At 70.5% G+C, this 24,649-nt stretch carries 25 protein-coding genes; 9 read left to right on the top strand and 16 right to left on the bottom strand.

Annotated elements, in window-relative coordinates:
* The 3 genes from AL2_RS15920 to AL2_RS37460 form a co-directional block, all read right to left on the bottom strand.
* Nucleotides 1-2,434 (bottom strand): ATP-binding protein (locus tag AL2_RS15920; RefSeq protein WP_169806470.1); only part of this gene is annotated, 2,434 nt, incomplete at its 3' end.
* Nucleotides 2,435-2,535: 101 nt separating this feature from the next.
* Nucleotides 2,536-3,480 (bottom strand): alpha/beta fold hydrolase, encoded by a 945-nt coding sequence (locus AL2_RS15910; RefSeq protein ID WP_067634591.1) that lies wholly within the window; start codon nt 3,478-3,480, stop codon nt 2,536-2,538.
* A gap of 329 nt (nt 3,481-3,809) precedes the next feature.
* On the bottom strand, nt 3,810-3,995 hold the full coding sequence (locus tag AL2_RS37460; RefSeq protein ID WP_157438182.1) for a hypothetical protein: 186 nt from the start codon (nt 3,993-3,995) through the stop codon (nt 3,810-3,812).
* 218 nt (nt 3,996-4,213) lie between these two features.
* On the opposite strand from AL2_RS37460, the gene AL2_RS15905 reads away from it, so the two are divergent.
* From AL2_RS15905 to AL2_RS15895, 3 genes are read left to right on the top strand one after another with little or no spacing between them, the layout of a single operon-like run.
* Complete coding sequence (locus tag AL2_RS15905) at nt 4,214-4,780, top strand: dihydrofolate reductase family protein (protein WP_067634589.1); 567 nt, start codon at nt 4,214-4,216, stop codon at nt 4,778-4,780.
* Nucleotides 4,777-5,124 (top strand): YciI family protein, encoded by a 348-nt coding sequence (locus AL2_RS38530; RefSeq protein WP_067634587.1) that lies wholly within the window; start codon nt 4,777-4,779, stop codon nt 5,122-5,124. Before AL2_RS15905 ends, AL2_RS38530 begins: the two co-directional genes overlap by 4 nt.
* Nucleotides 5,121-6,290 (top strand): RNA polymerase sigma factor, encoded by a 1,170-nt coding sequence (locus AL2_RS15895; RefSeq protein ID WP_067634585.1) that lies wholly within the window; start codon nt 5,121-5,123, stop codon nt 6,288-6,290. Before AL2_RS38530 ends, AL2_RS15895 begins: the two co-directional genes overlap by 4 nt.
* On the opposite strand, the gene AL2_RS15890 is transcribed toward AL2_RS15895, so the two are convergent.
* The 6 genes from AL2_RS15890 to AL2_RS15865 form a co-directional block, all read right to left on the bottom strand.
* Nucleotides 6,262-7,161 carry an EamA family transporter gene (locus AL2_RS15890; protein ID WP_245666677.1) on the bottom strand — a complete coding sequence of 300 codons (900 nt, stop codon included), beginning with the start codon at nt 7,159-7,161 and terminating at the stop codon, nt 6,262-6,264. The two genes, AL2_RS15895 and AL2_RS15890, sit on opposite strands and share 29 nt — an antisense overlap.
* Nucleotides 7,162-7,268: 107 nt before the next feature.
* Nucleotides 7,269-8,183 carry a 23S rRNA (guanosine(2251)-2'-O)-methyltransferase RlmB gene (rlmB, locus tag AL2_RS15885; RefSeq protein ID WP_067634583.1) on the bottom strand — a complete coding sequence of 305 codons (915 nt, stop codon included), beginning with the start codon at nt 8,181-8,183 and terminating at the stop codon, nt 7,269-7,271.
* 169 nt (nt 8,184-8,352) lie between these two features.
* A complete protein-coding gene (cysS, locus tag AL2_RS15880; RefSeq protein WP_067634580.1) occupies nt 8,353-9,747 on the bottom strand; it encodes a cysteine--tRNA ligase in 1,395 nt (464 codons plus the stop codon).
* Between the two features lie 72 nt (nt 9,748-9,819).
* On the bottom strand, nt 9,820-11,067 hold the full coding sequence (locus AL2_RS15875; RefSeq protein ID WP_067634578.1) for an RNA polymerase sigma factor: 1,248 nt from the start codon (nt 11,065-11,067) through the stop codon (nt 9,820-9,822).
* Entirely contained in the window at nt 11,064-11,423 is a 360-nt protein-coding gene (locus tag AL2_RS15870) for a YciI family protein (RefSeq protein ID WP_210748255.1), read from the bottom strand. The genes AL2_RS15875 and AL2_RS15870 overlap by 4 nt, the downstream gene beginning before the upstream one ends.
* Before the next feature lie 115 nt (nt 11,424-11,538).
* Entirely contained in the window at nt 11,539-12,312 is a 774-nt protein-coding gene (locus tag AL2_RS15865) for a DUF6585 family protein (protein ID WP_157438181.1), read from the bottom strand.
* Nucleotides 12,313-12,526: 214 nt separating this feature from the next.
* Between AL2_RS15865 and AL2_RS15860 the strand changes: the two genes are divergently transcribed.
* The 3 genes from AL2_RS15860 to fahA are packed head-to-tail and all read left to right on the top strand — an operon-like array spanning nt 12,527 to nt 15,746.
* Entirely contained in the window at nt 12,527-13,723 is a 1,197-nt protein-coding gene (locus tag AL2_RS15860; protein ID WP_067634572.1) for a DUF2637 domain-containing protein, read from the top strand.
* A gap of 29 nt (nt 13,724-13,752) precedes the next feature.
* Nucleotides 13,753-14,532 (top strand): hypothetical protein, encoded by a 780-nt coding sequence (locus AL2_RS15855; protein ID WP_067634570.1) that lies wholly within the window; start codon nt 13,753-13,755, stop codon nt 14,530-14,532.
* Nucleotides 14,529-15,746, top strand: coding sequence for a fumarylacetoacetase (gene fahA / locus AL2_RS15850; protein ID WP_067634567.1), 1,218 nt, complete (start codon nt 14,529-14,531; stop codon nt 15,744-15,746). Before AL2_RS15855 ends, fahA begins: the two co-directional genes overlap by 4 nt.
* 73 nt (nt 15,747-15,819) lie before the next feature.
* Here fahA and ispF read toward each other — a convergent pair whose 3' ends face one another.
* Both ispF and AL2_RS15840 read right to left on the bottom strand, forming a co-directional pair.
* The gene (ispF, locus tag AL2_RS15845; RefSeq protein WP_067634557.1) at nt 15,820-16,290 is read right to left on the bottom strand and encodes a 2-C-methyl-D-erythritol 2,4-cyclodiphosphate synthase; all 471 of its coding nucleotides are present in this window, start codon (nt 16,288-16,290) and stop codon (nt 15,820-15,822) included.
* 35 nt (nt 16,291-16,325) lie between these two features.
* Nucleotides 16,326-16,808: a CarD family transcriptional regulator gene (locus AL2_RS15840; RefSeq protein ID WP_067634555.1), complete on the bottom strand. Its 483-nt coding sequence runs from the start codon at nt 16,806-16,808 to the stop codon at nt 16,326-16,328.
* A 351-nt stretch (nt 16,809-17,159) separates the two neighbouring features.
* On the opposite strand from AL2_RS15840, the gene AL2_RS15835 reads away from it, so the two are divergent.
* Both AL2_RS15835 and AL2_RS15830 read left to right on the top strand, forming a co-directional pair.
* Entirely contained in the window at nt 17,160-17,933 is a 774-nt protein-coding gene (locus tag AL2_RS15835) for a hypothetical protein (RefSeq protein ID WP_067634553.1), read from the top strand.
* A gap of 228 nt (nt 17,934-18,161) precedes the next feature.
* On the top strand, nt 18,162-19,007 hold the full coding sequence (locus AL2_RS15830) for a hypothetical protein (protein WP_157438180.1): 846 nt from the start codon (nt 18,162-18,164) through the stop codon (nt 19,005-19,007).
* Between the two features lie 82 nt (nt 19,008-19,089).
* Here the strand turns inward: AL2_RS15830 and AL2_RS15825 are convergent, their stop codons facing one another.
* Together AL2_RS15825 and AL2_RS15820 are read right to left on the bottom strand one after the other, a co-directional pair.
* Entirely contained in the window at nt 19,090-19,761 is a 672-nt protein-coding gene (locus AL2_RS15825; protein ID WP_501162030.1) for a winged helix-turn-helix domain-containing protein, read from the bottom strand.
* A 5-nt stretch (nt 19,762-19,766) separates the two neighbouring features.
* On the bottom strand, nt 19,767-20,972 hold the full coding sequence (locus AL2_RS15820) for a sensor histidine kinase (RefSeq protein WP_067634547.1): 1,206 nt from the start codon (nt 20,970-20,972) through the stop codon (nt 19,767-19,769).
* A 180-nt stretch (nt 20,973-21,152) separates the two neighbouring features.
* Between AL2_RS15820 and phoU the strand changes: the two genes are divergently transcribed.
* Entirely contained in the window at nt 21,153-21,815 is a 663-nt protein-coding gene (gene phoU / locus AL2_RS15815) for a phosphate signaling complex protein PhoU (protein ID WP_067634545.1), read from the top strand.
* A gap of 64 nt (nt 21,816-21,879) precedes the next feature.
* Here the strand turns inward: phoU and AL2_RS15810 are convergent, their stop codons facing one another.
* Genes AL2_RS15810 through mshA form a run of 3 tightly spaced genes read right to left on the bottom strand, consistent with a single transcriptional unit; the run spans nt 21,880 to nt 24,538 of the window.
* The gene (locus AL2_RS15810) at nt 21,880-22,704 is read right to left on the bottom strand and encodes a phosphoglyceromutase (protein ID WP_083946555.1); all 825 of its coding nucleotides are present in this window, start codon (nt 22,702-22,704) and stop codon (nt 21,880-21,882) included.
* A 29-nt stretch (nt 22,705-22,733) separates the two neighbouring features.
* Complete coding sequence (locus tag AL2_RS15805) at nt 22,734-23,225, bottom strand: type III secretion system chaperone family protein (protein WP_083946554.1); 492 nt, start codon at nt 23,223-23,225, stop codon at nt 22,734-22,736.
* Complete coding sequence (mshA, locus tag AL2_RS15800) at nt 23,222-24,538, bottom strand: D-inositol-3-phosphate glycosyltransferase (RefSeq protein WP_067634543.1); 1,317 nt, start codon at nt 24,536-24,538, stop codon at nt 23,222-23,224. Before mshA ends, AL2_RS15805 begins: the two co-directional genes overlap by 4 nt.
* Between the last annotated feature and the right edge of the window lie 111 nt (nt 24,539-24,649).

The raw sequence follows: 24,649 nt of genomic DNA, 5'->3' as shown, positions 1-24,649 counted from the left end.
CGGCCAAGCCCGGCAACCTACCCAGAAGCGTCAGCAACGCGCTCCAGGCTGATTCGTTGCTTTCGGGACGTTGGCGTAGCCACTCGAAGGCGAGTGGTGCAATACGATCGGCCTCCTCGGCCAGACCTGGCAATCGCCCCAGCAATGCGAGCAGTGTACTCCAGGCCGACTCATTGCCTTCTGGGCGCTGCAGCAACCATTCGAACGCCAGCGGTACAATACGCTCGGCCTCCTCGGCCAAGCCCGGCAGCCGGCCCAGAAGCGTGAGCAACACGCCCCAGGTGCCCACGTTGGTCTCTGGATGCTCGCGTAGCCAGTCAAAGGCCAGCGGCACAATACGCTCAGCTTCCTCACCCAAGCTCGGCAACCGACCCAGAAGCGTGAGCAGTACAGCCCATGTGCCTTCGTTGCTTTCTGGACGCTCTAGCAACAGGTTGAGGACATGGGTCAGCACAACCGTCGTCGACGGATCGCCCTCCCCGACACGGTGCTCGGTAAGCTCCAGTATCCGCTGCATCACTCGCGCATTCGTCTCGGGCGAGGCCAGCAGCCAATCGAAGACGGTCCCGAAGAGCCGCTCCTTCGCGCTGCCGTCGAGTTCCGTGGTCGCCTCCGAGAAGCTCACAAGAGCGTCGACAACGCATGCTGCGGACGTCCGGTCGACATCCGGCTCGGAAAGTAGATCATTTTCAAGCCAGTCATATATGTAGTCCAGGAGCGGAAGTACCTTCGAGTCCGGCAGGTGGTTGATCAGCCATGCCAGAGGCTCGGCGTCCAACCTCCATTCGACTTCGCCGCGCAGGCTTTCCAAGAGACGGTCAGTCACGATCTGGCGCACGTCGCCGCCCAGGCGCATGGCGATGTCGATCGCCTCTCGCGGTCCCTTCGAGAGGTCGGCGATCTTCAAGGTCCATGGAATGTTCACCTTCAGGAGGAACTCTCGCTCCTGAGGGTGTAGTGAGGCGGATGCCAGGTGGTATAGCTGCCACGCGGCAAGCCAACTCTGGCTGTCCTGTGCGTTCAGGCACTTGCGGAGCGTTCCGCGAAACTGTAGTCGTGCCGCGCGAGATGATTTGAGCTGCCGGACGAGGGCACATACGTCCTGCGTCTCGACCGCACCCTGTTCGAGGGCATTGCTCCACCGGACGGCGAACCTGTTGGCGAGACGGCGTTCGCTCGTCGTCGACGACGATTGCAGGGCCAGAATCAACTCAGCCAAGTGGTGGGTGGATTGTGGGACCCGGACGGAGACATCGACCACAGCCTTCTCGACGTTCAGGCCACGCAACGGGGAATGGTTCCATGCCTCTCTCGCGACGCGGGCGTGGGTCGCACCGATGAGCCGCATACGGTCGACCTGCTCTATCGCCGTTTGCTGGGCGGAGAAGATGTGCCACCCTTCTCTCGTCACCAACTCCTGTAGCTCCTGACTCAGGTAGCTCGGTGGAGTCTCGATCAGCGTGTCCAGAAGCAGCTCGCGCAGCAGCGGTTCCGGGCACAGTACATAGTTCCGGTGGAAGTAGCAGACGATGGCGAAGGCGATTACCGGCCACGGCAATCTTCGCCGGTCGATCGTGGAATCCACCGGGAGACCACCGTTAAGAGTCATCCAGATGCGATTGATTATTTCGCGGAACGACTCTCCGGCTGCCGCTTCCATGGCTACAACGAGAAGGTCGTCATCGGAGGTCGAGGATGTGGCCGGCTCTCGATCGTGCAGGAGGGCGAGCACCTCTTTCTCCTGGGCGGACGGCTTCGACAGGGCAACAGTACGGCCCACGACTCTTCGGCCGAACAGAGAACTCGCGAAGCGGTCGAACAGGAAATCCGGGCTTGCCCCCAATATTGCGATCCCTCGATGGTGCGGTCGACTCAAGGCGTGCAGGAGTTCTACCCAGCCCGAATTGGCGAAGAACGGGTCATCCAGCAGCGCGAGCACCGGCGTGCCCTGCCGTGCGAGTTCATCCAGGGCATTGATGTAGGCGTTGACCTCCCCTGGGGACACCCGCTCCGTGTTGGCGCCGAAGTCGGCCACGACGCACTCGCCTGCGAGGACGAGCAGTGCGGCCACACGCCGGACGAGTGTTGTCTTCCCTGCTCCTGGAGCACCGAGAACAAACAAGGAGTGCAGCTGGGAGTCAGCACCCTGCTTGCATTTATCGACCAGCTCAGTACGGATTGTCGAGCACAGCTCGGAAGTTTGATCGCGTTCGATGAACTTGAGGTCTGGATCGAACCCGTGAACGACGTCAGCCCAGTTCGGAGAGCGAGCGACATACATCACTTTGGGCTTGTGGAGCTGCTCGCTCAGGTAATTCCGGTCAACGATCAGGAACGGCGGCGTGTCATCGCTCTCCGGTTCCGCGGACTGGAAGACGATGTTGTGGCCCGCGACGTAACGGCCTCGTAGCTCGAGATCACCTGTTTGAGCCACCGGGCCCTCAATTATGGCCGGTCTCATGGCGGCCGATGCCTCATCCGGCGGCGCCGTGCCTCCTGTGGCGGGAGGCGGAGCGGCTGCCTCCTCAGTCCCGGTCACGGCTGCCTCTTGTTTTGATCGCCTTCTACCCGACCGAAGGTCATGTCATGACCCGCTACGTACTTTCCGTCGAGGTTGACATCACCGGTCTGCGCAAATGGCCCCTCGACCCGTTCAGGGCCGGATCGCTCAGTGCTGGAACTCGATGGTGGTGAGGTCGGAACCGGGGTGCCATCTTCTCGGTTCCCGGTTCCGGGCAGCTGCTTCTCTAGAGCTGCGTTCGCAGCGCCGGACGCCTGAAGGTCCTCCAGTACGTGGTGCCTGACCGTATCGGCGGTGCTGTTGCCCGGCGCTTCGGGATCGAGGATCGAGAAGTGGTTTCCGGCCAGCGTGGAGGCGCCCGGGAAAGCCGCTTGGGCAGATGCCGCACGGACGACCCGATCGCTGTCACCCGCGTATACGTGGAGGGGGATCCGGCACTGGTGGTCGTCGACCCCGGTCGCGTTGACGATCCGCTGCAGCACCGTCCGCTGGGTGTCGGCGACGCGCTTGTCGAGCATCTCCAGGCTCCCCGCTTGGGCATGCCGGCGGTAACCGAGCGCATGGCGAAGAGAGCGAAGATAGTCGGAACCGTTGTTGGGGCAGGCGATCATGACCACCGAGACGATGCGGGATAGCTCCCGCGCCCGGCCCTGCTGCACCATCCAGGTCAGGAATCGTTGCATGATCAGGCCACCCTGGCTGTGCGTGACGATCGCGACGCTGCCGGCCTCGGCGAGTTTCACCATGTATTCGGTGGCGAATGTTTGCGCGATATCGTCATAGTCCGGAATGCGGCTGGGCGAGAAGGGGGTTCGCGGCTTCTTCGGTGACCCATACCCGAACGGATGGATCTGCACCTCTTGCATGCGCTCGTCTGCGGACCACAGCGTTGTCAGCCGGTCCCAGGTCGCGGATGAGGACCAGAAGCCATGGATCGTTATTAGCGTCGTTTCCGCCATCGCTACCGCCTCCGAACACCCTCGCCGAGTCAGCGGTGCCCTCTTTCCGAGCGACGCGGCTGCCCCATTCGCATATGGGGAGTGTTGCACAATCTGCGCGGTCTCGTAGTGGCAACCTAGCCGCGGCACGCTTGCCGACCCTGCCTCAGACCTCCTCCGGTCAGCAAAGATCGGTCTGACGCCCTTGACATCGGCTCTCCCGGGCTATGGGGAGCCTTGTGCTCACCGAAGCCTGAAGGTGACTCCCGCGCTGCTCGAGTTCCACGCTGCTCCGTCCCCATGGTGACGCGCCGAAGAAGGCAGGTCGATCGCACTCTCGTAGGGCGTCGTCAGGTTGTTGTCGCGATCGAGGCCAGGACCAGTGCCACAATTGCGCAGGTGACGCCGATGGTCGTGAAGACCAGCCGGTAGGGGTGGCGCTCGGCCCAGGAAGCCAGGCCGGGGGGCGTTTCGGCGTATTTCTTGGCTTCGACGGGACGGGCGGGCCCGGTGCAGGGTACGCCGAGTGCGCTCACCAGGCGGTCGAGGCGTCTCCCTTCTCTGGCCTTCGATGAGCCTGCCGCATCGGACACGTGCTTCGGCCATGCGCTGCCGGGTCGCCGGCGGATCTCAGGTGTCCATCGTTGATGTCCAGGTTGCCTTCTTGGGCAGGCGACAGAGCCGTGCGGGTCGGTGTCGATTTGGGGGGTGGGCGTTCGTGTAGTGGGTGAGAGGTCGTCCGGAGGGAGAGGTCATGGGGAAAGTGTCGCTGGTCGAGCACTTGTCGCTGGACGGGGTCGTGCAGGGGCCTGCGGCGGTCGACGAGGACGTGCGGGGCGGGTTCGCGCGTGGTGGGTGGGCCCTCGCGGGGAACGACGAGGTCATGGGGGACGTGCTCGGGAAGAGGATGGGCGGGGACGGGGCGCTGCTGCTCGGGCGGCGGACGTACCAGCAGTTCCATGCGTACTGGCCTCAGCAGACGGACGGGAACCCGTATACCGAGGTGCTGAACCGGACCACGAAGTATGTGGTTTCGCGGACGTTGCGGGAGCCGCTGCCCTGGGTGAACTCGGTGCTGGTCGGCGATGTGGAGGACGTTGGCCGGATCGAGGGTCCGCTCACCGTGCTGGGGAGCGGGGAACTGGCGCGGGAGCTCATGCGGCGGGGGCTCGTCGGCGAGTGGCTGCTGATGGTTCATCCGGTGGTGCTGGGGACGGGGCAGCGGCTTTTCGAGGGCGTCGAGGCCGGGTTGCGGCTCGTGGAGTCGGTGACGACGACCACCGGGGTAGTGATCGTGAGGTATGAGAAGGAGGAAGTATGAAGCTGTACGCGCTCAACATGATCCAGCCGGTGGGCGATCCTCCGCCGCCGGAGGTGCTGGACAAGGTGATGGCGGAGATCGCGGAGATCCGGCGCGACCTGGAGCGGGAGGAGCGCTGGGTGTTCGGGCGGGGTCTCCACGGGCCCGAGGCGAGCACCATGGTCCGGTGCCGGGGGGACGAGGTCGTCGCGACGGACGGGCCGTGGACGGAGGGCAAGGAGCACATCGGCGGCATCACGATCATCCAGGTGGAGGATCTGGACGCGGCGCTGAAGATCGCGGCGAGGTTCTGCAAGGCCACGGGGTTGCCGATGGAGGTGCGGCCGTTCCACGGCGAGGTGTGATCGAGCGGGTCTTCCGGGAGGAGCACGGGCGGGCGGTGGCCGTCCTGGTCCGGGCCTTCGGTGATGTCGACGTCGCCGAGGAGGCGGTGCAGGACGCGTTCATGGAGGCGGTCCAGAGGTGGCCGTCGGACGGGGCGCCGCCCAGCCCGGCCGGGTGGATCATCACGACGGCCCGGAACAAGGCGATCGATCGGCTGCGCAGGGACGCCTTGCGGGACGGTAAGCAGACCCAGGCCGTGCTGGTGGAGGAGGGCCCGCCGATCGAAACGGGTTGTGTGGAGGACGATCGGCTGAGGCTGATCTTCACGTGCTGCCATCCGGCGCTGGGGCTCCAGGCGCGGGTGGCGTTGACGTTGCGGTTGCTGGGCGGGCTGACCACGGCGGAGATCGCGCGGGCGTTCCTCGTCCCGGAGAAGACGCTGGCGCAGCGGCTCGTGCGGGCGAAGGCGAAGATACGGGACGCGGGGATTCCGTATCGGGTGCCGGAGGAGGCCGAGCTGCCGGGACGGCTTTCCGGGGTGCTGGCCGTCATCTATCTCGTGTTCAACCAAGGGTACGCAGGGCGGGAGGAGCTGGGCGCCGAGGCGATAAGGCTGGGGCGTGTCCTCAAGGAGCTCATGCCGGACGAGCCCGAAGTGCTGGGGCTTCTCGCATTGATGCTCCTCGTGGAATCGCGTAGGGCCGCCCGGGTCCAGGGTGGTGAACTGGTTCTGCTCGGCGACCAGGACCGGCAGTTGTGGGATCGCGGGCTCGTCGCCGAAGGGCAGTCGCTCGTCCGGCGGTGTCTGGCGATCAATCGTCCGGGGCCGTACCAGATTCAGGCCGCCATCAACGCGGTGCACAGTGATGCGGCGACGGCAGAGGAAACGCAGTGGGAGCAGATTCTGCAGTTGTACGACCAGTTGATGGTCGTCGCGCCCACTCCTGTCGCCGCGCTGAACCGGGCGGTGGCGGTGGCCGAGGTCGATGGGCCGGAGGCCGGTTCAGCGCTCGTGGAGGGGCTCGACCTCGGCCAGTACTACCTGTTCCATGCGGTCCGCGCGGATCTGCTGAGGCGGCTGGGGCGGGACGCGGAAGCCGCCGAGGCTTATCACGAGGCGCTTGAGCGAACTGATAATGAGGCCGAAATAGCCTTTCTCAAGAGTCGGCTGAGGGCCTCCGGTTGAAGGACTGGCCGGCGACCAGTGCCCCGAGCGCGAGGGTGAATCCCACGAGCTGCCAGGACGTGAGCGTCTGGCCGAGGATCAGCAGGCCCGCCAGGGTCGCGACCATCGGGTTGGTCAGGCCGAGCAGGGAGACGGACGTCGGGGCCAGCCGGTCGATGCCGCGGAACCACAGCGCGTACGCGATCGCGGTGCCGACGATGCCGAGGTAGGCGAAGCCCAGCACGTTCTCACCCGTCAGGGACGGCGGGACGCCTTCGGTGAGGAGGGTGAGCGGCAGCAGGGCCAGGCCGCCGACGGTGAGCTGCCAGCCGGTCATGACCAGCGGCGATTCGGGTCGTCCCCACTTCTTGGCGAGGACGATCGCGGCGGCCATGAGGGACGTGGCGGTGAGCATGGCGGCGATGCCGAGCGGGTCGAGCCGGGCGTCGGCGGTCAGCGTCAGCAGCGCGACGCCTCCGGTGCCGGCGAACGCGGCGTACACGACGGCGCGGGCCGGGCGGACCCGCAGGACACCGAGCGACAGCAGCGCCACGACCAGCGGCTGCACGGATCCGATGGTGGCGGCGACCCCGCCCGGCAGCCGGTAGGCGGCGAAGAAGATCAGCGGGAAGAAGGCGCCGAAGTTCAGCGTGCCGAGGACGATCGACTTCCACCACCAGTCGCCGCGCGGGAGGCGCCGGGTGACGGCGAGCAGGACCAGTCCGGCGGGCAGCGCGCGCAGCGTGGCGGCCAGCAGCGGACGGTCGGCGGGCAGGAGGGTGGTGGTGACGACGTACGTGGTTCCCCAGCTGGCGGGGGCGAGGGCGGCCAGGGCGAGGTCGGACGCGCGGCCGGCGCGCAGCGTCCGCGGTGCCGCGATGGTGGCGGTCACGAGCGATCACCTCAACGTGGGAGGAGCATGACGTTTACCTTAACGCCAAGTCTATGAACGTTGAGATTATTCCCCTTGAGAGAACAGCGCCGGACTCGTGACCGCGGTCAGGCGCGGAGGCGGCTGATCTCGTACAGGGCGATGCCGGCGGCGACGCCCGCGTTGAGGGACTCGGCCGTGCCCGGCATCGGGATCGTGGCCAGCAGGTCGCAGGTGTCGGCGACCAGCCGTCCGAGCCCCTTGCCCTCCGAGCCCACGACCAGCACGAACGGGCCGGACGCGAGCTCCAGGTCCCCGACGGTCACGCCGCCGCCCGCGTCCAGCCCGGCGACGAAGCAGCCCGCCTTCTGGTACGCCTTGAGCTGCCGCGCCAGGTTCGTGGCCTGCGCGACGGGGCAGGTCGCGAGCGTGCCGGCGGACGACTTCCACGCGCCGGCGGTGACCCCCGCCGCCCGCCGCTCGGGCACGACGACCCCGGACGCGCCGAACGCTGCGGCGGAGCGGACGATCGCGCCGAGGTTGCGCGGGTCGGTGATGCCGTCGACGGCGACGATCAGCGGCGCGGCGCCCTTGAGCAGGTCGTCCGGGTGCGCGTACCGGTACGGCTTGACCTGCAGCGCGATGCCCTGGTGGACGGCGCCGTCCGTCAGCCGGTCGAGCTCGTTCTTGCCGGTCTCCAGCAGCGGGACCCGGCGGTCGGCGGCCAGCTGGATCGACTCGCGGACCCGCTCGTCGGTGCTGGTCATCACGTAGAGCGCCGTGCCCGGGACCCCCGCGCGCAGCGCCTCGACGACCGGGTTCCGGCCGGTGACCAGCTCGGGGACCTCGCCGTTCGCGCGCCGCGCCCCGGCGGGACGTCCAGCGGCGGGCGCGGCGGCGGCGCCCTGCGTGCGGCTGCCCGGCCCCATCGTCGGCGTGCCGGTGCGCTTGGCGTTCTTGACGGCGCGGGCCTTCTGGCGCTTGCCGTGCCAGTGCCGGTCCTCGGCCTTGGGAGTGGGTCCCTTGCCCTTGCGCTTGGCCATTGTCGGTTACGCCCCTCGCGACGATTGCGTGCTCACTCGCCCTCGCGGCTGCCGGGCGGCTCAAGATCTCGGCGGGACGGCACACTGGCGAACCCCCGCGAACCCCTGATTTTATCCGCCCCGCAGCGCGCCGCGGACACGACGCACGACGATCGGGCTCTCGCCGAAGTCAGCCGCGCTTCAGTTCCCAGCGCGCGCCCTGCGGGGTGTCCTCGACGAGGATGCCGGCGTCCGCCAGGCTGTCGCGGATGGCATCGGCGGACGCGTAGTCCTTGCGCGCGCGCGCCGCCTGCCGCTGCTCCAGCGCCACCCCCACCAGGGCGTCCACAACGGGACGGAGGTCTTCCTCCCCCGCGCGGCTCCACTGCGGCGACAGCGGGTCGATGCCGAGGACGTCCGCCATGGCCCGCACGGCCGCCAGCGCCTCCCGCGCAGCCTCGTGGTCGCTGGACGCCAGCGCGCTGTTCCCTTCCCGGACGGTCTCGTGCAGCACCGCCAGCGCCTGCGGGACGCCCAGGTCATCATCCAGTGCCGTGGCGAACCCCGAGGGAACGGAGGAGGCCGGGACGGCGCCCACCACCTCCGAGGCCCGCGTCACGAAGCCCTCTATCCGCTGATAGGCGGAGACGGCCTCGGCCAAGGCGGCGTCGGTGTAGTCCATGAGCGACCGGTAGTGCGCCGAGGCCAGGTAGTAGCGCACCTCTACGGGACGGGCCTTGCCGAGCAGATCGGGCAGCAGAACCACGTTGCCGACCGACTTGCTCATCTTCTCGCCGTCCACGGTGAGGAGCCCGTTGTGCAGCCAGTAGCGGGCGAAGCCGTCACCGGCCGCACGGGACTGGGCGATCTCGTTCTCGTGGTGCGGGAAGATGAGGTCGACCCCACCGCCGTGGATGTCGAACGTAGGGCCGAGGTATTTCGTCGCCATCGCGGAGCATTCGAGATGCCAGCCTGGACGTCCGTCGCCCCAGGGCGTCTCCCAGGACGGCTCGCCCGGCTTGGCGCCCTTCCAGAGCGCGAAGTCGCGCGGATCGCGCTTCGCGTCCTCGTTGGGGGTGTCTCCGGCGGAGCGCATGTTCTCCAGCCGCTGGTTCGACAGCGACCCGTACTCGTCCGCCCACGACTTCACGTCGAAGTACACGTCGCCGCCCGCCGCGTACGCGTGGCCCTTCTCGATCAGCCGCCGGATCAGCACGATCATCTCCGGGACGTGCCCGGTGGCGCGCGGCTCGATCGTCGGCGGCAGGCAGCCGAGCAGGTCGTAGCCCTGCGTGAAGACGCGCTGGTTGCCTTCGGCGACCGCGAACCACGGGACGCCCCGCTCCGCCGACACCATGATGATCTTGTCGTCGATGTCGGTGACGTTGCGGGCGAACGTCACCTCGTAGCCGGACGCGCGCAGCCAGCGCAGCAGCACGTCGTAGATGACGCCCGAGCGGAGGTGCCCGATATGCGGTGATGCCTGCGGGGTCGCACCGCACACGTACATCCCTACGCGGCCCTCTTCGAGAGGCTCGAACGTGCGGACGCTACGGGTGCCGGTGTCGTAAAAGCGCAGACTCACGGGGCCCAGGCTATTGGATCGGCGAGCGGCCGCGCCGCGCATTACACGGCGTGGCCTTGTGCCATCGAGACGTCAAGGGTCCTCGTCGTCCTCTCCGTTGAGGCGAAACGCGCGGGATTCGAGGTAGCGGCGCTCGGGCAGGCTCGTCGTGCGCCGCGCCGCCTCCCGGTACGCGTCCCGCGCGCCGCCGGAATCGCCGGCCATGTCCAGCAGATGGGCCCGGACGGCCGCGAGCCGGTGATGGCCGGCCAATCGGTCGTCGTCGTCCAGCGTCCGCAGCAGTTCCAGCCCGGCGGACGGCCCGGACACCATCGCCAGCGCGACCGCCTCGTTCAGCGTGACCATCGGGTTCGGCGACAGGTGCGCCAGCAGCCGGTACAGCGCGAGGATCTGCGGCCAGTCGGTGTCCGCCGGCCGCCGCGCCTCCGCGTGGACGGCGGCGATCGCGGCCTGCACCTGATACGGGCCGGGCGGCGACCAGGTGAGCGCGTCGGTGATCAGCGCGGTGCCCTCCTCGATCGCGTCGCGCCGCCACAGCGTCCTGTCCTGCTCGGTGAGCGGGATCAGCAGCCCGTCGCGTCCGGTCCGGGCGGGGCGCCGGGCGTCGGTGAGCAGCATCAGCGCGAGCAGGCCCGCGGCCTCGCCGTCCCCCGGCAGCAGCCCGTGCAGCGCCCGCGCCAGCCGGATCGCCTCCGCGGTCAGGTCGGCGCGCTGCAGGTCGGGCCCGCTGGACGCCGTGTACCCCTCGTTGAAGATCAGGTACAGGACGTGCAGGACGGCCCGCAGCCGCTCGTCCCGCTCCCCCGCCGGCGGCATGGCGAACCGCGCCCCCGCCGACCTGATCTTCGCCTTGGCGCGGCTGACCCGCTGCGCCATTGTCGCCTCCGGGACGAGGAACGCCCGCGCGATCTGCGCCGTCGTCAGCCCGCCGACCGCCCGCAGCGTCAGCGCGACCTGCGACGACGGCGACAGCGCCGGATGGCAGCACAGGAACAGCAGCGTCAGCGTGTCGTCGCGGTCGCCCGGCCGCCCCTCCTCCGGTCCCGGCTCGCCGGGTTCCCGCGCGAACACGGCGGCCTCGCGGTCGCGGCGGGCCCGCTCGCTGCGCCACTGGTCGGTGAGCCGCCGCGTCGCGACGGTCAGCAGCCAGCCGCGCGGGTTCTCCGGGACGTCCCCCGGCCACTGCACGGCGGCGGCGAGCAGCGCCTCCTGCACCGCGTCCTCGCAGGCGTCGAACGCGCCGTGCCGCCGGACGAGCGTGCCGAGGACCTGCGGCGCGAGGGTGCGCAGCAGATCCTCGACGGCCGGGGGCGTCCTCACATCTCGGTCCCGGCCTCGGTCATGAGCGCACGGACCTCCATGTACCCCCCGTACCGGACGTCGGGCCAGCGCGAGGCGATCTCCACGGCCCGCTGCTCCGTCTCGCAGTCGACGGTCAGGTAGCCGGCGAAGTGCTCCTTGGCCTCCAGGAACGGCCCGTCGGTCACGGCCGGCTGCCCGTCCTTCGCCGCCCGGACGGTCTTCGTCCTGGACGGGTCGGCGAGCGCGTTCCCGCCGACCATCTCCCCCGACTCGGTCAGCTCCCGCATGATCGCGTCGACCTCGCCGAACAGCGCCTCGCGCTCCGCCTCCGTCAGCTCCTCCACGAAGCCGGGCCGGTTGTGGATCAGCAGCATGTACTTCACGGTGTGCTCCTTGCCGCGAGCGGCCCGCGGCCGCTCCTCACAGAACGATTCGTCACAGAACGATCGGAGCGGCGGACGCGTTCTCGACATCCCGGCGAAAAGATCTTCAGGGGGATTCGGACAGGTCCTGGAGCCGGTGGCACAGCGCCGCGAACGCCAGTGCGTCCGGCATCTGCGAGGCGACCGCCATCAGGTCCATCCGGCCGGTGTAAGCGTGCACCATCACCATGCCGTTGCTGATCGCCACGTCCTGGACGGCCTTCCACGGCAGCCGCTCGCCGTCCTTCTCGACGCCGTCCAGGTCCACGGTGAACGGGCCGAGGCGCACGCACTCCCGCGCCCGGACCGCCGCCAGGTACCGCGGGACGATCCGCGCCGTCACCTCCTCCGCGACGGCCACGCCGAGCGTCCGGACGTCCGGGATGTCGTCCTCGAGCCGCAGCACGCTGCCGTCGGCCGCCACGATGGTGAAGCACCACCGGACGCGCAGGCCGCGGTGCCGGCCGGAGACCGTCACCGACTCCAGCTCGTCCCACGTGTAGTCGGCCTCGCCGCCCGGCCCCGTGACCGACAGGCCGCCCGTGTGAAGGCGGGCGACGCGGTTGCGGACGCGCGGGCGGTCACGTCCCGCGATCCAGCCGACGGCGGCGGCGTAGCCCATCGAGAGCAGCAGCGCCGGGACGCCCACCCACCATACGCGGTCGTGCAGGTAGAGGACGGCCGCCGGGACCAGCGCCAGCGACGCCAGGCACAGCAGGCACAGCCAGGCCCACGTGCGGCGGCCCGCGGCCCGGCCGTCGAACGTCCGGATCGGCTCGCCCAGCCGAGTATGGGGCCCGTCGTAGGGTTCGTCGTGTGGCTCGTCGTGTGGCAATGTCACGCCGCGCTACCCGGCCGTTCGGGCCCGCGTCCCGTCCACGAACCAGCCGTACGGCATCGCAGCCTCCCCTCGGGATCTCGTCGTCCATACCGTACGTCTCACCCCTTATGGCGCGCAGCGACAAAGTGATCACCAAGAAGTTGCGGTTCGTCGCAGTCCCGGCTGGTTAGGCTCGGCTGAGGACCCCTCAGGCGCCCTCCCGGAACGAGACTCCATGCCATCTGACCCCACCCGGCCCTCCTTCACCCGCGCGCAGCGGCGGCTCCTCACCGCGCTCGCGGGCCTCCTCGTCGCCGCACTCGCGGCCGGCGCGTACGTGCTCACCTACGACGTCCTCCGCGAACTCGCCCTCGCCGGCCGGGTGAGCCGCCGCTGGGCGCCGCTGTACCCGGCGATGGCCGACACCCTCGTCGCGATGACGATCATGTCGCTGGTCGTCACCCGCAACGCCCGCTGGTGGACGCGGCTGCTCCGCTGGACGCTGCTGCTCGTCCTCGTCGCGGGGGGCGCCGCGGCCTCCGTCCAGCACTCGGTGCGGGGTTACGCCCCCCTCCCGGACGACGCGGTACGGGCCGGAGTCGCCGTGGCGCCGCACGTCATGCTGGTGATCGCGATCTGGCTGTGGCTGACGATGTTCAAGCAGATCCGGGTGGTCCGGCCCGCCGCCGAGGAGACCCCGCCCGTCGAGACGCAACGCGGCCACGTCAAGGTCCTGGAGCCCGCCGCACCGCCGCCGCTCGCGCTGGAACCCCCCGCCGACGCCGAGCCGCTCGTCCCCTTCGAGCCTGAGACCGCCGACGAAGAGCCGCTGATTCCCTTCCCGCCTGAGCCGCCCGCCGCGCACGAGCCCCCCGAGCATGAACCCGCCGAGCGTGAATCCGCCGCACAGCGGCCCGCCGCGCACGAGATGAGCGACCCGGAGCCCGTCCCGGCGCAGCCCGCGGTGCAGGTCCCGGCCGCCCGCCGGCCGGCGGCGGACATCCCGGACGAGGACGAGCCGGCCGGGAACGAGCCTGCCGGGGACAAGCCGGCGGTGAACGAGCCCGCCGGGGATGAGCCGCACGCGCGCGAGGAGTTCGAGGTCGCCGGTTACGGGGGCGGGCTGTCGTCCGAGCCCGCGCCGCCGCTGGACGCGCTGCCGGAGCCGCGGCCGCCGCTCGACCCCGTTCCGGCGCTGCTGCCGACGGACGTCGAGCTCGTCCGCGGCCGTGACCGGGAGGACGCCGAGCCGCGCCCCATGGCGTCCACGACGCGTCCCGACATCGTGATGCCCGGCGCGGAGGAGGACCTCCACGACACGCCGACCGCCGACCGCGCCGAGGACCCGGACGCCGGCGACCCCGCGGCCGAGGACTGGAATCCGCCGCCGTCCGGCAGCTTCCGCAGCGGCCCCACCCCGCCCGCCGACTAGCGGGACGGTTCGGGGGTAGATGACCCGGCATGAGCGCCTTACTCGCTCGGCTCTTCGACGACGCCGCGCTCTTCCCGCCGGAACGCGCCCCGATGGGCGACGCGCTGCCCGCCTACCGCGCGGCCGTCCGGAACCCGGCCGCCGGGCGGCTGCGCTGCCCCGCGTCCCGGTTCGCCGAGCTGCGGACGCATCTCATCCCGGAGGACCTCCTCGACGTCGTTCTCGTCGCCGACACCGGCATCGACGAACTGCCGAAGGCGCTGGACGCCGTGCTCGCCGAGCCGCGCGTCCGGCCGTCCGCGGTGGAGATCGCCGTTCCCGAGGATGCCGACCAGGCGCGGGCCGCCGCCGTGACGCTCGCCCGGCTGCCGTCCGACGTGCCGGCGCGCATCGAGGTGCGCCCGTCCCCCGGCTGGCGGGACGCGCTGGACCGCATCGCCGCCGCCCGCGACCGCGGCACGCCCCTGGGCGCCGCGACCGCGACCGTGTCGGCGGCGTTCCTCTCCGCCTGCGCCGAACGCGATCTGCAGTTCGCGTGCGCGGACGGCGCGGACCGGGCGGTCAGCTCCCCGTCCGGCCCCGGGTTCCTGAACGTCCTGCTGGCCACGGCGCAGGCCGCCGCCGGTGAGCCCGGCCTCCATCGGACGCTCGAACGCGCCGACGCCGTGCCGCTCGCCGCCGACGTCCAGTCCCTGCCGGAAGACGCGGCCCGCGCCGCCCGTCGCCTGCTGGCCGCGATCAACGTCCGGAATCTCGATGTCCTGAGGCTGATCGGAACGCCGGACACGGGGAAAGATATGTCTCCATGACGACGGTTTCGTGGGTTGAGGTCGATGAGGACGCCGGGTTCGGCATCGAGAACCTGCCGTACGGGGTGTTCGCGCGCCCCGGGGAGCTGCCGCGCGTCGGCGTGGCCATCGGCGATCGCGTCCTCGACCTTGCGGCGATGTCCGCGGCCGGGCTGGTCGAGGACCGCCACTACTTCGCCTCGGGTTCGCTGAACGCCTTCATGGTCGCGGGGCGTCCCGCCTGGCAGGCGAACCGGCGGCGGGTGACGGAGCTGCTCACCGACCCGTCGCACCGGGACCTTGTGGAGCCGCACCTGATCCCCGTCGCGGACGTGGAGCTGCTGCGGCCGTTCGAGGTCGCCGACTACGTCGACTTCTACTCGAACGAGCACCACGCGGTGAACGCGGGACGGATGTTCCGGCCGAACAGCGACCCGCTGACGCCCAACTGGAAGCGGCTGCCGGTGGCCTACCACGGCCGCTCGGGCACCGTGTACCCGTCCGGGACGCCGATCATCCGGCCGTCCGGGCAGCGCCGCACCCCGGGCGCCCCGGAACCGTCCTACGGCCCTTCACTGCGCCTCGACTTCGAGGCCGAGGTCGGGTTCGTCGCGGGCGTGCCCTCCTCGGCCGGACGGGGCGTCCCCACGAGCGCGTTCCGCGACCACGTGTTCGGGTTCGTCCTGGTGAACGACTGGAGCGCCCGCGACCTGCAGGCGTGGGAGTCGCAGCCGCTCGGCCCGTTCCTGGGCAAGTCGTTCGCGACGTCGATCTCCTCGTGGGTGGTGCCGGTCGCCGCGCTGGAGCCGGCGCGCGTGTCGCCTCCCGTCCAGGACCCGGTTCCGCTGCCCTACCTGCGGTGCGACGAGCCGTGGGGGCTGGACCTGCACCTGGAGGTCCTGATCAACGGCCAGGTCGCGGCACGCCCGCGGTTCGAGTCGATGTACTGGACGTCCCCGCAGCAGCTTGCCCACGCCACCGTGAACGGCGCCCCGCTGCGGACCGGCGACCTGCTCGCCTCGGGGACGGTCTCGGGCCCCGAGCGCGACCAGCGCGGCTGCATGCTCGAACTCAGCTGGAACGGGCAGGAGCCCCTCGAACTGCCCGACGGAACGAAACGCACATTCCTGGAGGACGGGGACACGGTGACGATCCGTGCCCAGGCCCCGGGCGCGTCCGGCTCCCGCATAGCCCTTGGTGAAGTGACCGGGACCGTCCACCCGTCCCAGCCCTAGGGCCTGGGTTATCCCAGAACGACGTTCTGGCTGTATGCGGGGGCGGGGGGCTTGACGATGGTGCTGCGCGGGGTTAGGCCGGGGGGAGGACGAGGGCGGTGGCTATGGCGGCCAGTCCTTCGCCTCGGCCGGTGAGGCCCAAACCGTCCGTGGTGGTGGCCGAGATGGTCACCGGGGCGCCGGCCAGGGCCTCGGTGAGGGTCTTCTCGGCTTCCGCGCGGCGTTTGCCGATCTTGGGGCGGTTGCCGATGATCTGGATGGCGACGTTGCCGATGGTGAAGCCCGCGTCGGTGACGCGGCGGGCGACCTCCTGGAGCAGGTCGGCGCCGGACGCGCCGGACCAGCGGGGGTCGGCGGTGCCGAAGACGGCGCCGAGGTCGCCGAGACCGCAGGCGGACAGGAGGGCGTCGCAGGCGGCGTGCGCGGCGACGTCACCGTCGGAGTGGCCGGCGAGGCCGTGGCCTTCGCCCCGCCATTCGAGGCCCGCGACCTTCAGGGGGCGCGGGACGGACGAGAACGGGTGGACGTCGGTACCGACGCCCACCCGTGGAAACCGCTCGGTCAACTCGGCCCGGCCGTTCAGCTGGCCAGAACCTCGTCGAGCAGGGCCTCTGCCTTGTCCTCGTTGGTCTTCTCGGCGAGCGCGAGCTCGCTGACCAGGATCTGCCGCGCCTTGGCGAGCATCCGCTTCTCACCGGCGGACAGACCGCGCTCCCTGTCGCGCCTCCAAAGGTCGCGAACGACCTCGGCGACCTTGTTGACGTCGCCGGACGCGAGCTTCTCAAGGTTCGCCTTGTACCGGCGCGACCAGTTGGTGGGCTCTTCGGTGTAGGGTGCGCGCAGCACCTCGAACACCTTCTCAAGCCCCTCCTGGCCGACGACGTCCCGGACGCCCACGTCCTCGACGTTCTCAACCGGGACCCGCACTGTCAGGTCGCCCTTGTCAACCTTCAGAACCAGATAGGTCCTGTCCTCACCCTTGATGGTGCGAGTCTCGATGGCCTCGATCCGAGCAGCCCCATGGTGGGGGTAGACGACGGTGTCGCCGACCTGGAAAGTCATGTGACAAGTACCCCTTCCGCTAGGACCAGGATAGCACGGAAACGCGTGTGCCTGAACCGGCCTTACCGACAAATGCGCAGGTCAAGCCGCATATTGGGGTATTGACAAAGACCTTTATTGGTGCATCGGCGTCCAGTTCCCCGTACTCAGTGTAGCCGGTAGATCACCGCGACCCCATCCGAGCGCCATTACCGGTAAGCGGAGCCCCGTTACAAGCATCCGTCCCGCCAGCCGTGCGGATGCGTTCCATACTGGAGGTGAGCATGCCGCGCGGCGCGGGTACGAAGCGCCCGGAAGACCCCGAATAGGACCGCGGCGCGCGGGAACGCGATGGGCGAGGGGAGGTGCGGCGTGAGGCCGGACGGCGGTGACCCGGAGCCCGACGACTACGGGCTTCCGCACATCGACGTCGTCGTGCCCGATGACGCCCGCGAGCTCGAGCGCGACATGGCCGCCTACTACCGCGAGGAGCGGCGCAGGCGGCGGCACGCCCGCGTCCGGCGCCTCGTCCGCCCGGTGACCCGGTTCGGCGTCGCGATCCCGATCATCGCGGGCGCGCTGCTGGTCGCGCTGCTGAGCGGCGTGCTCATGACCGCGTTCGGCCCGCGTCCCGTGCCCCGCCCGACGGGCGCGCAGCTCGCGCCCCGCCCGTCCGCCAGTCCCGGCAAGGTCGGCGGCCTGCTGCCGGACCGGGAGATCGACACCGTCGCGGAAGGCCGCACCCCCACCCCGCTGCGGAACCTGCGTCCCGGCGTGATCGGCATCGTCCCGCCGGCGTACGAGTGCGAGACCGTGGTGGCGGATCTCGCGGACAAGACGCGGCAGTACCAGCTGAACTTCTGGCTCGTCGCCGACCCGCGTCCGGCCGGGGACAGGAAGGCGACGCCGATGAAGGAGCTGCGGGCGTGCGCGGGCACCGCCCACGGCGGGACGCCGCTGCTCCTCGAAGACCGGAACGGCGTCCTCGCCACCGCCTACGCCCCCGGACCGGGCACGCCCGGCCCGGCCGGCACCGGCCTCACCGCCGTGTTCGTGCAGCCGGACGGCATCGTCACCGAGATCGTCCACGCGCCCAGGCCTGGGCCCGGGCTCACCGGCCGGGTCGAGGCCCTCGGAACGGGCTGACCGCCGGAACGGGCCGACCGCCGGAACGGGCCCCGCGGAGAGGGCCGACCGCCCGGATGGTGGTGTCCGGAACGCATGTTCCGTCCGTTTCCGAGCATTGTTCGCGCCATGCGCAGGCGTGTCGGCCACCCCGGAGAGGGGTCCGCGGCAGGGTCTCGCTACGCTTCCCCTGGCGTATCTCACGCCGCTCTCACAACTTTGATGACACTTCGCGAGGAGACCGACGCCGTGATCCGAAACAGCCGTCGAGTGGTCGTGCTCGCCGTCGCGGGCGCCGTCGCGATCGCGCCGGTGATCTCCGGCTGCGGCGCCGGCGAGACTCCCCAGTCCGCCTTCCCGACCCGCCTGTCCGAGGGCGTCAACGTGACGGTCCCGAAGGACAAGCCGACGTCGTCGCAGATCGACCTGCGCAACATGTTCCTGCTGGGGCCGGCCTCCGGCGAGGCGATCAAGCCGGGCGGCGACATGCCGCTCTACGGCGTGCTGATCAACCAGGTGCAGGGCAGGCAGGACCGGCTGGTCTCGGTCAGCTCGCCGGCCTTCGGCGGGGCGAAGATCGCGGGCGGCTCCCTCACGCTGCCGCCCGCCGCGGCGGACGGGACGGGCAGCATGGTCAAGCTGCTCGGCAAGCCGCCGGCGGCGAGCCCCTCGGCCACGCCGTCCGGGCGGGCGTCGGGCGGCGCGAGCCCGGAGCCGACCGCCGGGGCGGGCAGCACGCCGAACACGTCCACCACGCCGACGTCGCAGAACACGACCGGGTCGCCGCAGAGCAGCCCCACGGTGACCCCCGGCCCGGGTGACCAGCCGCTCGTCGTGCTCACCGGCCTCACCCAGGCGCAGCTGGAGCCGGGGTCGACGGTCCCGGTGCGGATGCAGTTCGAGAAGGCCGGCGCCGTCGAGTTCCAGGTGCCGATCGTGCCGCACCAGCAGGACTACCTCACCTACCCGCTCGCCTCCCCGTCCGGCCAGGCGTCCGGCACTCCGTCGCCGGGGACGACGAGCCCGTCGGGCAGCCCGAGCCCCGGCGCGTCCGGTGAGCCGACTCCGGGCGCCTCGAAGACGCCCGGCGCGTGACGCCGGCCGCCGCCGGTCACTGACCCGTCCGCACATCGAGAACGGCCCGTCCCACCCCGGGACGGGCCGTTCTTCATGCCGGTCAGGGCTCGAACTTGTAGCCCAGCCCCCGCACGGTCACGATGTACCGCGGCGTGGACGGGGTCTCCTCGATCTTGGCGCGGAGCCGTTTGATGTGGACGTCCAGCGTCTTCGTGTCGCCCACGTAGTCGGCGCCCCACACGCGGTCGATGAGCTGCATCCGGGTCAGGACGCGGCCGGCGTTGCGCAGCAGCACCTCCAGCAGCTCGAACTCCTTCAGCGGCAGCTGGACGGGCTCGCCGCCGACGCTGACGACGTGCCGTTCCACGTCCATCCGGACCGGTCCGGCCTCCAGCGTCGCGGCGACCGGCTCGTCCACCTCGCCCTGGCGGCGCAGGACGGCCCGCATCCGGGCGATCAGCTCGCGGGTGGAGAACGGCTTGGTGACGTAGTCGTCGGCGCCGAGCTCCAGCCCGACGACCTTGTCGACCTCGCTGTCCTTCGCGGTCAGCATGATCACCGGGACGCTGGAGCGCGCGCGCAGCTCCCGGCACACCTCGGTGCCGGGCAGCCCCGGCAGCATCAGGTCGAGCAGCACGAGGTCGGCGCCGTTGCGCTCGAAGATGTCCAGCGCGTCGGGGCCGGTGGCGGCGACCGCCACCTCGAAGCCCTCCTTGCGCAGGTTGTACGACAGCGCGTCGCTGAACGACTCCTCGTCTTCCACGACGAGCACGCGGGTCACTGATCTGCCTCCTGGGCGGTGTTCGGCGGGGCTTGCGCCGCGGTCTCGGCGGCGGGACGGGACGGGGCGTCGAGCAGCGGGAGCCGGATCGTGAACGTCGACCCGTGCCCCTCCTTGCTCCACACCGTCACGTCGCCGCCGTGCTTGCCGGTGACGTGCTTGACGATGGCGAGGCCGAGCCCGGTGCCTCCGGTCCGGCGGGAGCGGGCCGGGTCGACCCGGTAGAAGCGTTCGAAGATCCGGCCTATCTCGGTACCCGGGATGCCGATGCCCTGGTCGGACACGTTGATCTCGACGTGCCGGTCGTCGCACCGCCGGGTCGACACCACGACCCGGGTGCGTTCGGGGCTGTAGGCGACGGCGTTGTCGACGAGGTTGCGCAGCGCGGTGACGAGCAGCTCCTGGTCGGCGCGGACCCGCAGGTCCGCCTCGCCGCCGGACGCCAGCTCTATGTCCTTCGCGGACGCCTTGAACTGGCAGCGCTCGAACGCCTCCGCCATGACCTCGTCCAGGGCGACGGCCTTCATGTCGGGCAGCGGCTCCTGCCCCTGGACCCGCGACAGCGTCATCAGGTCCTGGACGAGGTTGTTGAGCCGCACCGACTCGTACTGCATCCGCCCGGCGAACCGGCGGACGGCCTCGGGGTCGTCGGCGGCGCCCTCGACGGTCTCGGCCAGCAGCGACAGGGCGCCGACCGGGGTCTTCAGCTCGTGGCTGACGTTCGCCACGAAGTCTCGGCGGATCGCCTCGGTGCGGTGCATGTCGGTGAGGTCCTCGGCCAGCACGAGGACGAGCCCGTGCGAGCCGAGCGGCGCGACCCGGACCGCGAACCAGCGGCCGTCCGCGCGGCTCCGCACGCTCATCGGCCCGACCTGGATCTCGGTCTCCCGGATCTCCCCGTCCCGGCGGACGAGCCGGGTCATCGCGAGGACCTCGTCCACGACGAGCCGGTCGCCGCTGACCAGGCCGTACGCCCGCGCGGCGGAGCTGGCGCGCAGCACCCGGTCCGCGCCGTCCACGACGACGGCCGACGACCGCAGGACGCTCAGCACCGAGGCGACGCCCGGCGGGAGCGTCCCCACGGGGGCCGCCGGCGCCGGGGTTCGCTGCGCTCGCTCGCTCACGCGCACCGCCAATCCAGTCGTGAGCCCGATCACGAGCCCGGCGAGCCCGGCAAGGCTCGCCACAATCTCGACCTCCACACCTCGGATCGTAAGCGGCGTTCCGGGCTGCCCTTCCCGGCGGCCCTGGTCAGGACGCCCCGTTAGCCGAAAGTTCACCTTCCCCTCCGGGGCCGTTCACGGCGGCGGGGCAGGCTGTGACGTGGGCGAGTCCGCCCCTCCCCCGTCCCTCCGGTTCCGTTTCCCCGCAAAGGATGCCAAGTGCGCGACGCCTACCACGAGGAGCTCGACTCCCTCACCGACAGCCTGGTGGAGATGACCCGCCTCGTCCGGTCCGCGATGGCCCGCGCGGTGACCGCTCTGCTGGACGCCGACCTGCGGCTGTCCGAGGAGGTCATCAGCGGTGACGAGCACGTCAACAAGATCGACGCGGACATCGAGGCGACCGTCTTCGACCTGATGGCGCGGCAGCAGCCGGTCGCCGGCGACCTGCGCATACTGATCACCGCGCTGCGGATGAGCGGCGACCTGGAGCGCATGGGCGACCTCGCCGTGCACATCGCCAAGACCGCCCGCCGCCGGCACCCGGAGTCGGCCGTCCCGCCGGAACTGCAGGCCACCGTCCTGGAGATGGGGCAGATCGCCGAGCGCATGATCGCGAAGACGGGCAGCGTGATCGCGTCCCAGGACGTGGAGATGGGCCTCGAACTGGACGCCGACGACGACCAGATGGACCGGCTCCACCGGCGCCTGTTCGACATCCTGCTGTCGCCCAAGTGGAGGCACGGCGTCGAGCCCGCCGTCGACATCACGCTCGCCGGCCGCTACTTCGAGCGCTTCGCCGACCACGCCGTCCACGTGGCGGAGAACGTCGTGTACCTGGTGACCGGCCAGCACCCGGAGGAGATCACCGACCTGTCCTGACGGCGCCGGGATCTTCTCGGCGGTCGCGGGGTGAGGGGCCGCCACCCGGGCGGCCCCTCGGCGGTCACTTCTTGCGGCCGCGGCGGGGCTTGTCCTTCTTGGCGTCCTTCGCGGGCGGCGTGGGAGGCTTCGGGGCGTCCTTCTTGGCGGCGCCCTGGTTCTTGACGGCCTCGATCGCGGCCTTGGCGGCGGCCGGGTCGAGGTACTCGCCGCCGCGCTTCAGCGGGGCGAAGTCGTCGTCCAGCTCGTAGACGAGCGGGATGCCGGTCGGGATGTTGAGGCCGACGATCTGCTCGTCGGAGATGTCGTCCAGGTGCTTGACCATGGCGCGGAGCGAGTTGCCGTGCGCGGCGACCAGGACGGTCTTGCCGACGGCGAGGTCCGGGACGATCGAGTCGTACCAGTAGGGCAGCATGCGGTCGACGACGTCGGCGAGGCACTCCGAGCGCGGGATCAGCTCGGACGGCAGCTCGGCGTAGCGGAGGTCGTTGACCTGCGAGAGGGGGTCGTCGTCCTTGATGGGCGGCGGCGGGGTGTCGTAGGAGCGGCGCCAGGTCATGAACTGCTCTTCGCCGAACTCCTCGCGCGTCTGCGCCTTGTTCTTGCCCTGGAGGGCGCCGTAGTGGCGCTCGTTCAGCCGCCAGGAGCGCTCAACGGGGATCCAGAGCAGGTCCGCGACGTCCAGGGCGATGTTGGCGGTGCGGATGGCCCGCTTCAGCAGGGACGTGTGCACCACGTCGGGGGTGATGTCGGCGTCGAGCAGCAGGTCGCCGCCGCGGGTCGCCTCACTCTCGCCCTTCGTGGACAGGTCGACGTCCACCCAGCCGGTGAACAGCCCTTCCGCGTTCCAGACGCTTTCGCCATGCCGGAGCAATACCAAGGTCGCCATGGCACCAGAGCCTATCGGCCCCGCGCGGGTCACCCGCGGTTGGCCGGGTCCGCGAAGGAGGCGAACGCCTGGAGGTTGGCGAGGCTCTCGCCGCGCTTGACCCGCCAGTCCCATTCGCGCTGGATGGACGTCTTGAACCCGCGTTCGAGGGCCTTGTCGAAGTTCTCGTCGGAGTAGGTGAGGACGCAGCCGAGGATGCGGTCGATCTCGTCCGGCGAGATGGAGGAGAGGGGGAGCCTGCCGACGAGGTGGACGTCGCCGACGTCGTCGAGGGCGAAGGCGACCCCGTACATGCGGCCGTTCTTCTCCAGCAGGAACCGGTAGAACTCGGCGTGGTTCTCGTCGGGGCGGCGGCAGAAGAACGCCTCGACGTGCAGCGAGTGGTCGCCGACGATCAGCCACGTCATGGTGGCGAGCTTGTGCTGCCCGGGGAGCTTGACGAAGAACGCGTCCTCGCGCGGCTCGTCGAACTCCAGTTCGGCCGCCTTCAGCGTCTCGCGGATGGTCTCGACAGGGGTCACGCTGAGACCTCCGCGGATACGGGGACGGCCGGAATCGACATGGCACCGGTATACACGTCGAGGAGGCGGTCGACGGTGGCGTCCCAGCCGAAGCCGGCCGCGTGTCGGACGGCGCCGCGGGCGAGGCGGGCGTGCAGGCCCGGTTCGGCGTGCAGGCGGCGCAGGACGGCGGCGTAGTCGGCCGGGTCGTGGCCCGGGATCAGCACGCCGGACTCGCCGTCCGCGACGGCGGTGCAGAGGCCGCCGACGCGGGAGGCCACGACGGGCGTCCCGCACGCCTGGGACTCGACGGCGACGAGCCCGAACGACTCGCTGTGGGACGGGATGACGGTGACGTCCGCGGCCCGGTACCAGTCGGCCAGCTCGTGCTGGGGGCTGGGCGGCTCGAAGCGCATGACGTCCGAGATGCCCAGCTCGGCGGCCAGGTTCTGGAGCCCGGTGGGGCGGCGGCGGCCGGAGCCGGAGGGGCCGCCGACGACCGCGACGACGAGCTTCGAGCGCAGCGCCGGGTCGTCCGCGAGCATGCGGGCGACGGCGCGCAGCAGGACGTCCGGCGCTTTGAGCGGCTGGATGCGGCCGACGAACAGCAGCACGTACGCGTCGCGGGGCAAGTCGAGGCGGCGGCGCGCGGGGCCGGTGCGGTGCGGGAGGAGCCCGGTGCTGCGGGCCAGGATCGGCGACTCGGGACGGAACAGGGAGAGGTCGACGCCGGGCGGGACGGTCGCGACGCGCCCGGGGTCGGCGTCGTAGAGGCCGACGAGTTCGTGGGCCTCTTTGGACGTGTTCGCGACGAGGTGGTCGGACGAGGCCACGACCTGCTCCTCGCCGAGGACGCGCTCGGCCGGCTCCGGCTTGTCGTCGTCGGCGAGTGCCGCGTTCTTGACCTTCGCCATCGTGTGCATGGAGTGGACGAGCGGCACGCCCCACCGCTGCTTGACGGCCCATCCGGCCTGCCCGGACAGCCAGTAGTGCGTGTGCAGCAGGTCGTAGTGGCCGGGGTCGTGGGACGCCTCGACGCGCAGCACCCCGGACGTGAAGCCGCAGAGATGCCGGGGGAGCTCGGTCTTGTCCAGTTCCTCGAACGGCCCGGCGACGACGTTGCGGACGAGGACGCCCGGGGCGAGTTCGACGACCGGTGGCAGGGCCCGCGATGTCGCGCGGGTGAAGATGTCGACTTCCACACCCCGCGCCGCCAGCCGCTTGGCCACCTCGACGATGTAGACGTTCATGCCGCCCGCGTCGCCGGTACCAGGTTGGTCGAGGGGGGAAGTATGAACACTGACCGTCGCAACCCGGTTGATACGACGCGACACTGCACACCACCTCCGGTAGTGCAACCTATCGACCGTGTTTGGTGTTCCCACAGCAAGGGGGACAATCGTGACTTCCCGCCACAGTGATCGACCTCACCGGCGTCCCGCCCG

Source organism: Actinomadura latina NBRC 106108, from assembly GCF_001552195.1.
Classification (GTDB): Bacteria; Actinomycetota; Actinomycetes; order Streptosporangiales; family Streptosporangiaceae; genus Spirillospora; species Spirillospora latina.
The sequence above is the reverse complement of the archived record's forward strand: the minus strand, read 5'-3'. Positions and strand labels throughout refer to the sequence as shown.

What these genes read in the sequence shown, in the direction of transcription:
- AL2_RS15910 (WP_067634591.1), bottom strand. Translation starts at nt 3,480, where the DNA reads ATGGCGGAAACGACGCTAATAACGATCCATGGCTTCTGGTCCTCATCC.
- rlmB (WP_067634583.1), bottom strand. Translation starts at nt 8,183, where the DNA reads ATGGCCAAGCGCAAGGGCAAGGGACCCACTCCCAAGGCCGAGGACCGG.
- AL2_RS38530 (WP_067634587.1), top strand. Translation starts at nt 4,777, where the DNA reads ATGAAGCTGTACGCGCTCAACATGATCCAGCCGGTGGGCGATCCTCCG.
- AL2_RS15870 (WP_210748255.1), bottom strand. Translation starts at nt 11,423, where the DNA reads ATGCTGCTGATCCACAACCGGCCCGGCTTCGTGGAGGAGCTGACGGAG.
- fahA (WP_067634567.1), top strand. Translation starts at nt 14,529, where the DNA reads ATGACGACGGTTTCGTGGGTTGAGGTCGATGAGGACGCCGGGTTCGGC.
- AL2_RS15840 (WP_067634555.1), bottom strand. Translation starts at nt 16,808, where the DNA reads ATGACTTTCCAGGTCGGCGACACCGTCGTCTACCCCCACCATGGGGCT.
- AL2_RS15810 (WP_083946555.1), bottom strand. Translation starts at nt 22,704, where the DNA reads ATGGCGACCTTGGTATTGCTCCGGCATGGCGAAAGCGTCTGGAACGCG.
- AL2_RS15855 (WP_067634570.1), top strand. Translation starts at nt 13,753, where the DNA reads ATGAGCGCCTTACTCGCTCGGCTCTTCGACGACGCCGCGCTCTTCCCG.
- AL2_RS15860 (WP_067634572.1), top strand. Translation starts at nt 12,527, where the DNA reads ATGCCATCTGACCCCACCCGGCCCTCCTTCACCCGCGCGCAGCGGCGG.
- AL2_RS15905 (WP_067634589.1), top strand. Translation starts at nt 4,214, where the DNA reads ATGGGGAAAGTGTCGCTGGTCGAGCACTTGTCGCTGGACGGGGTCGTG.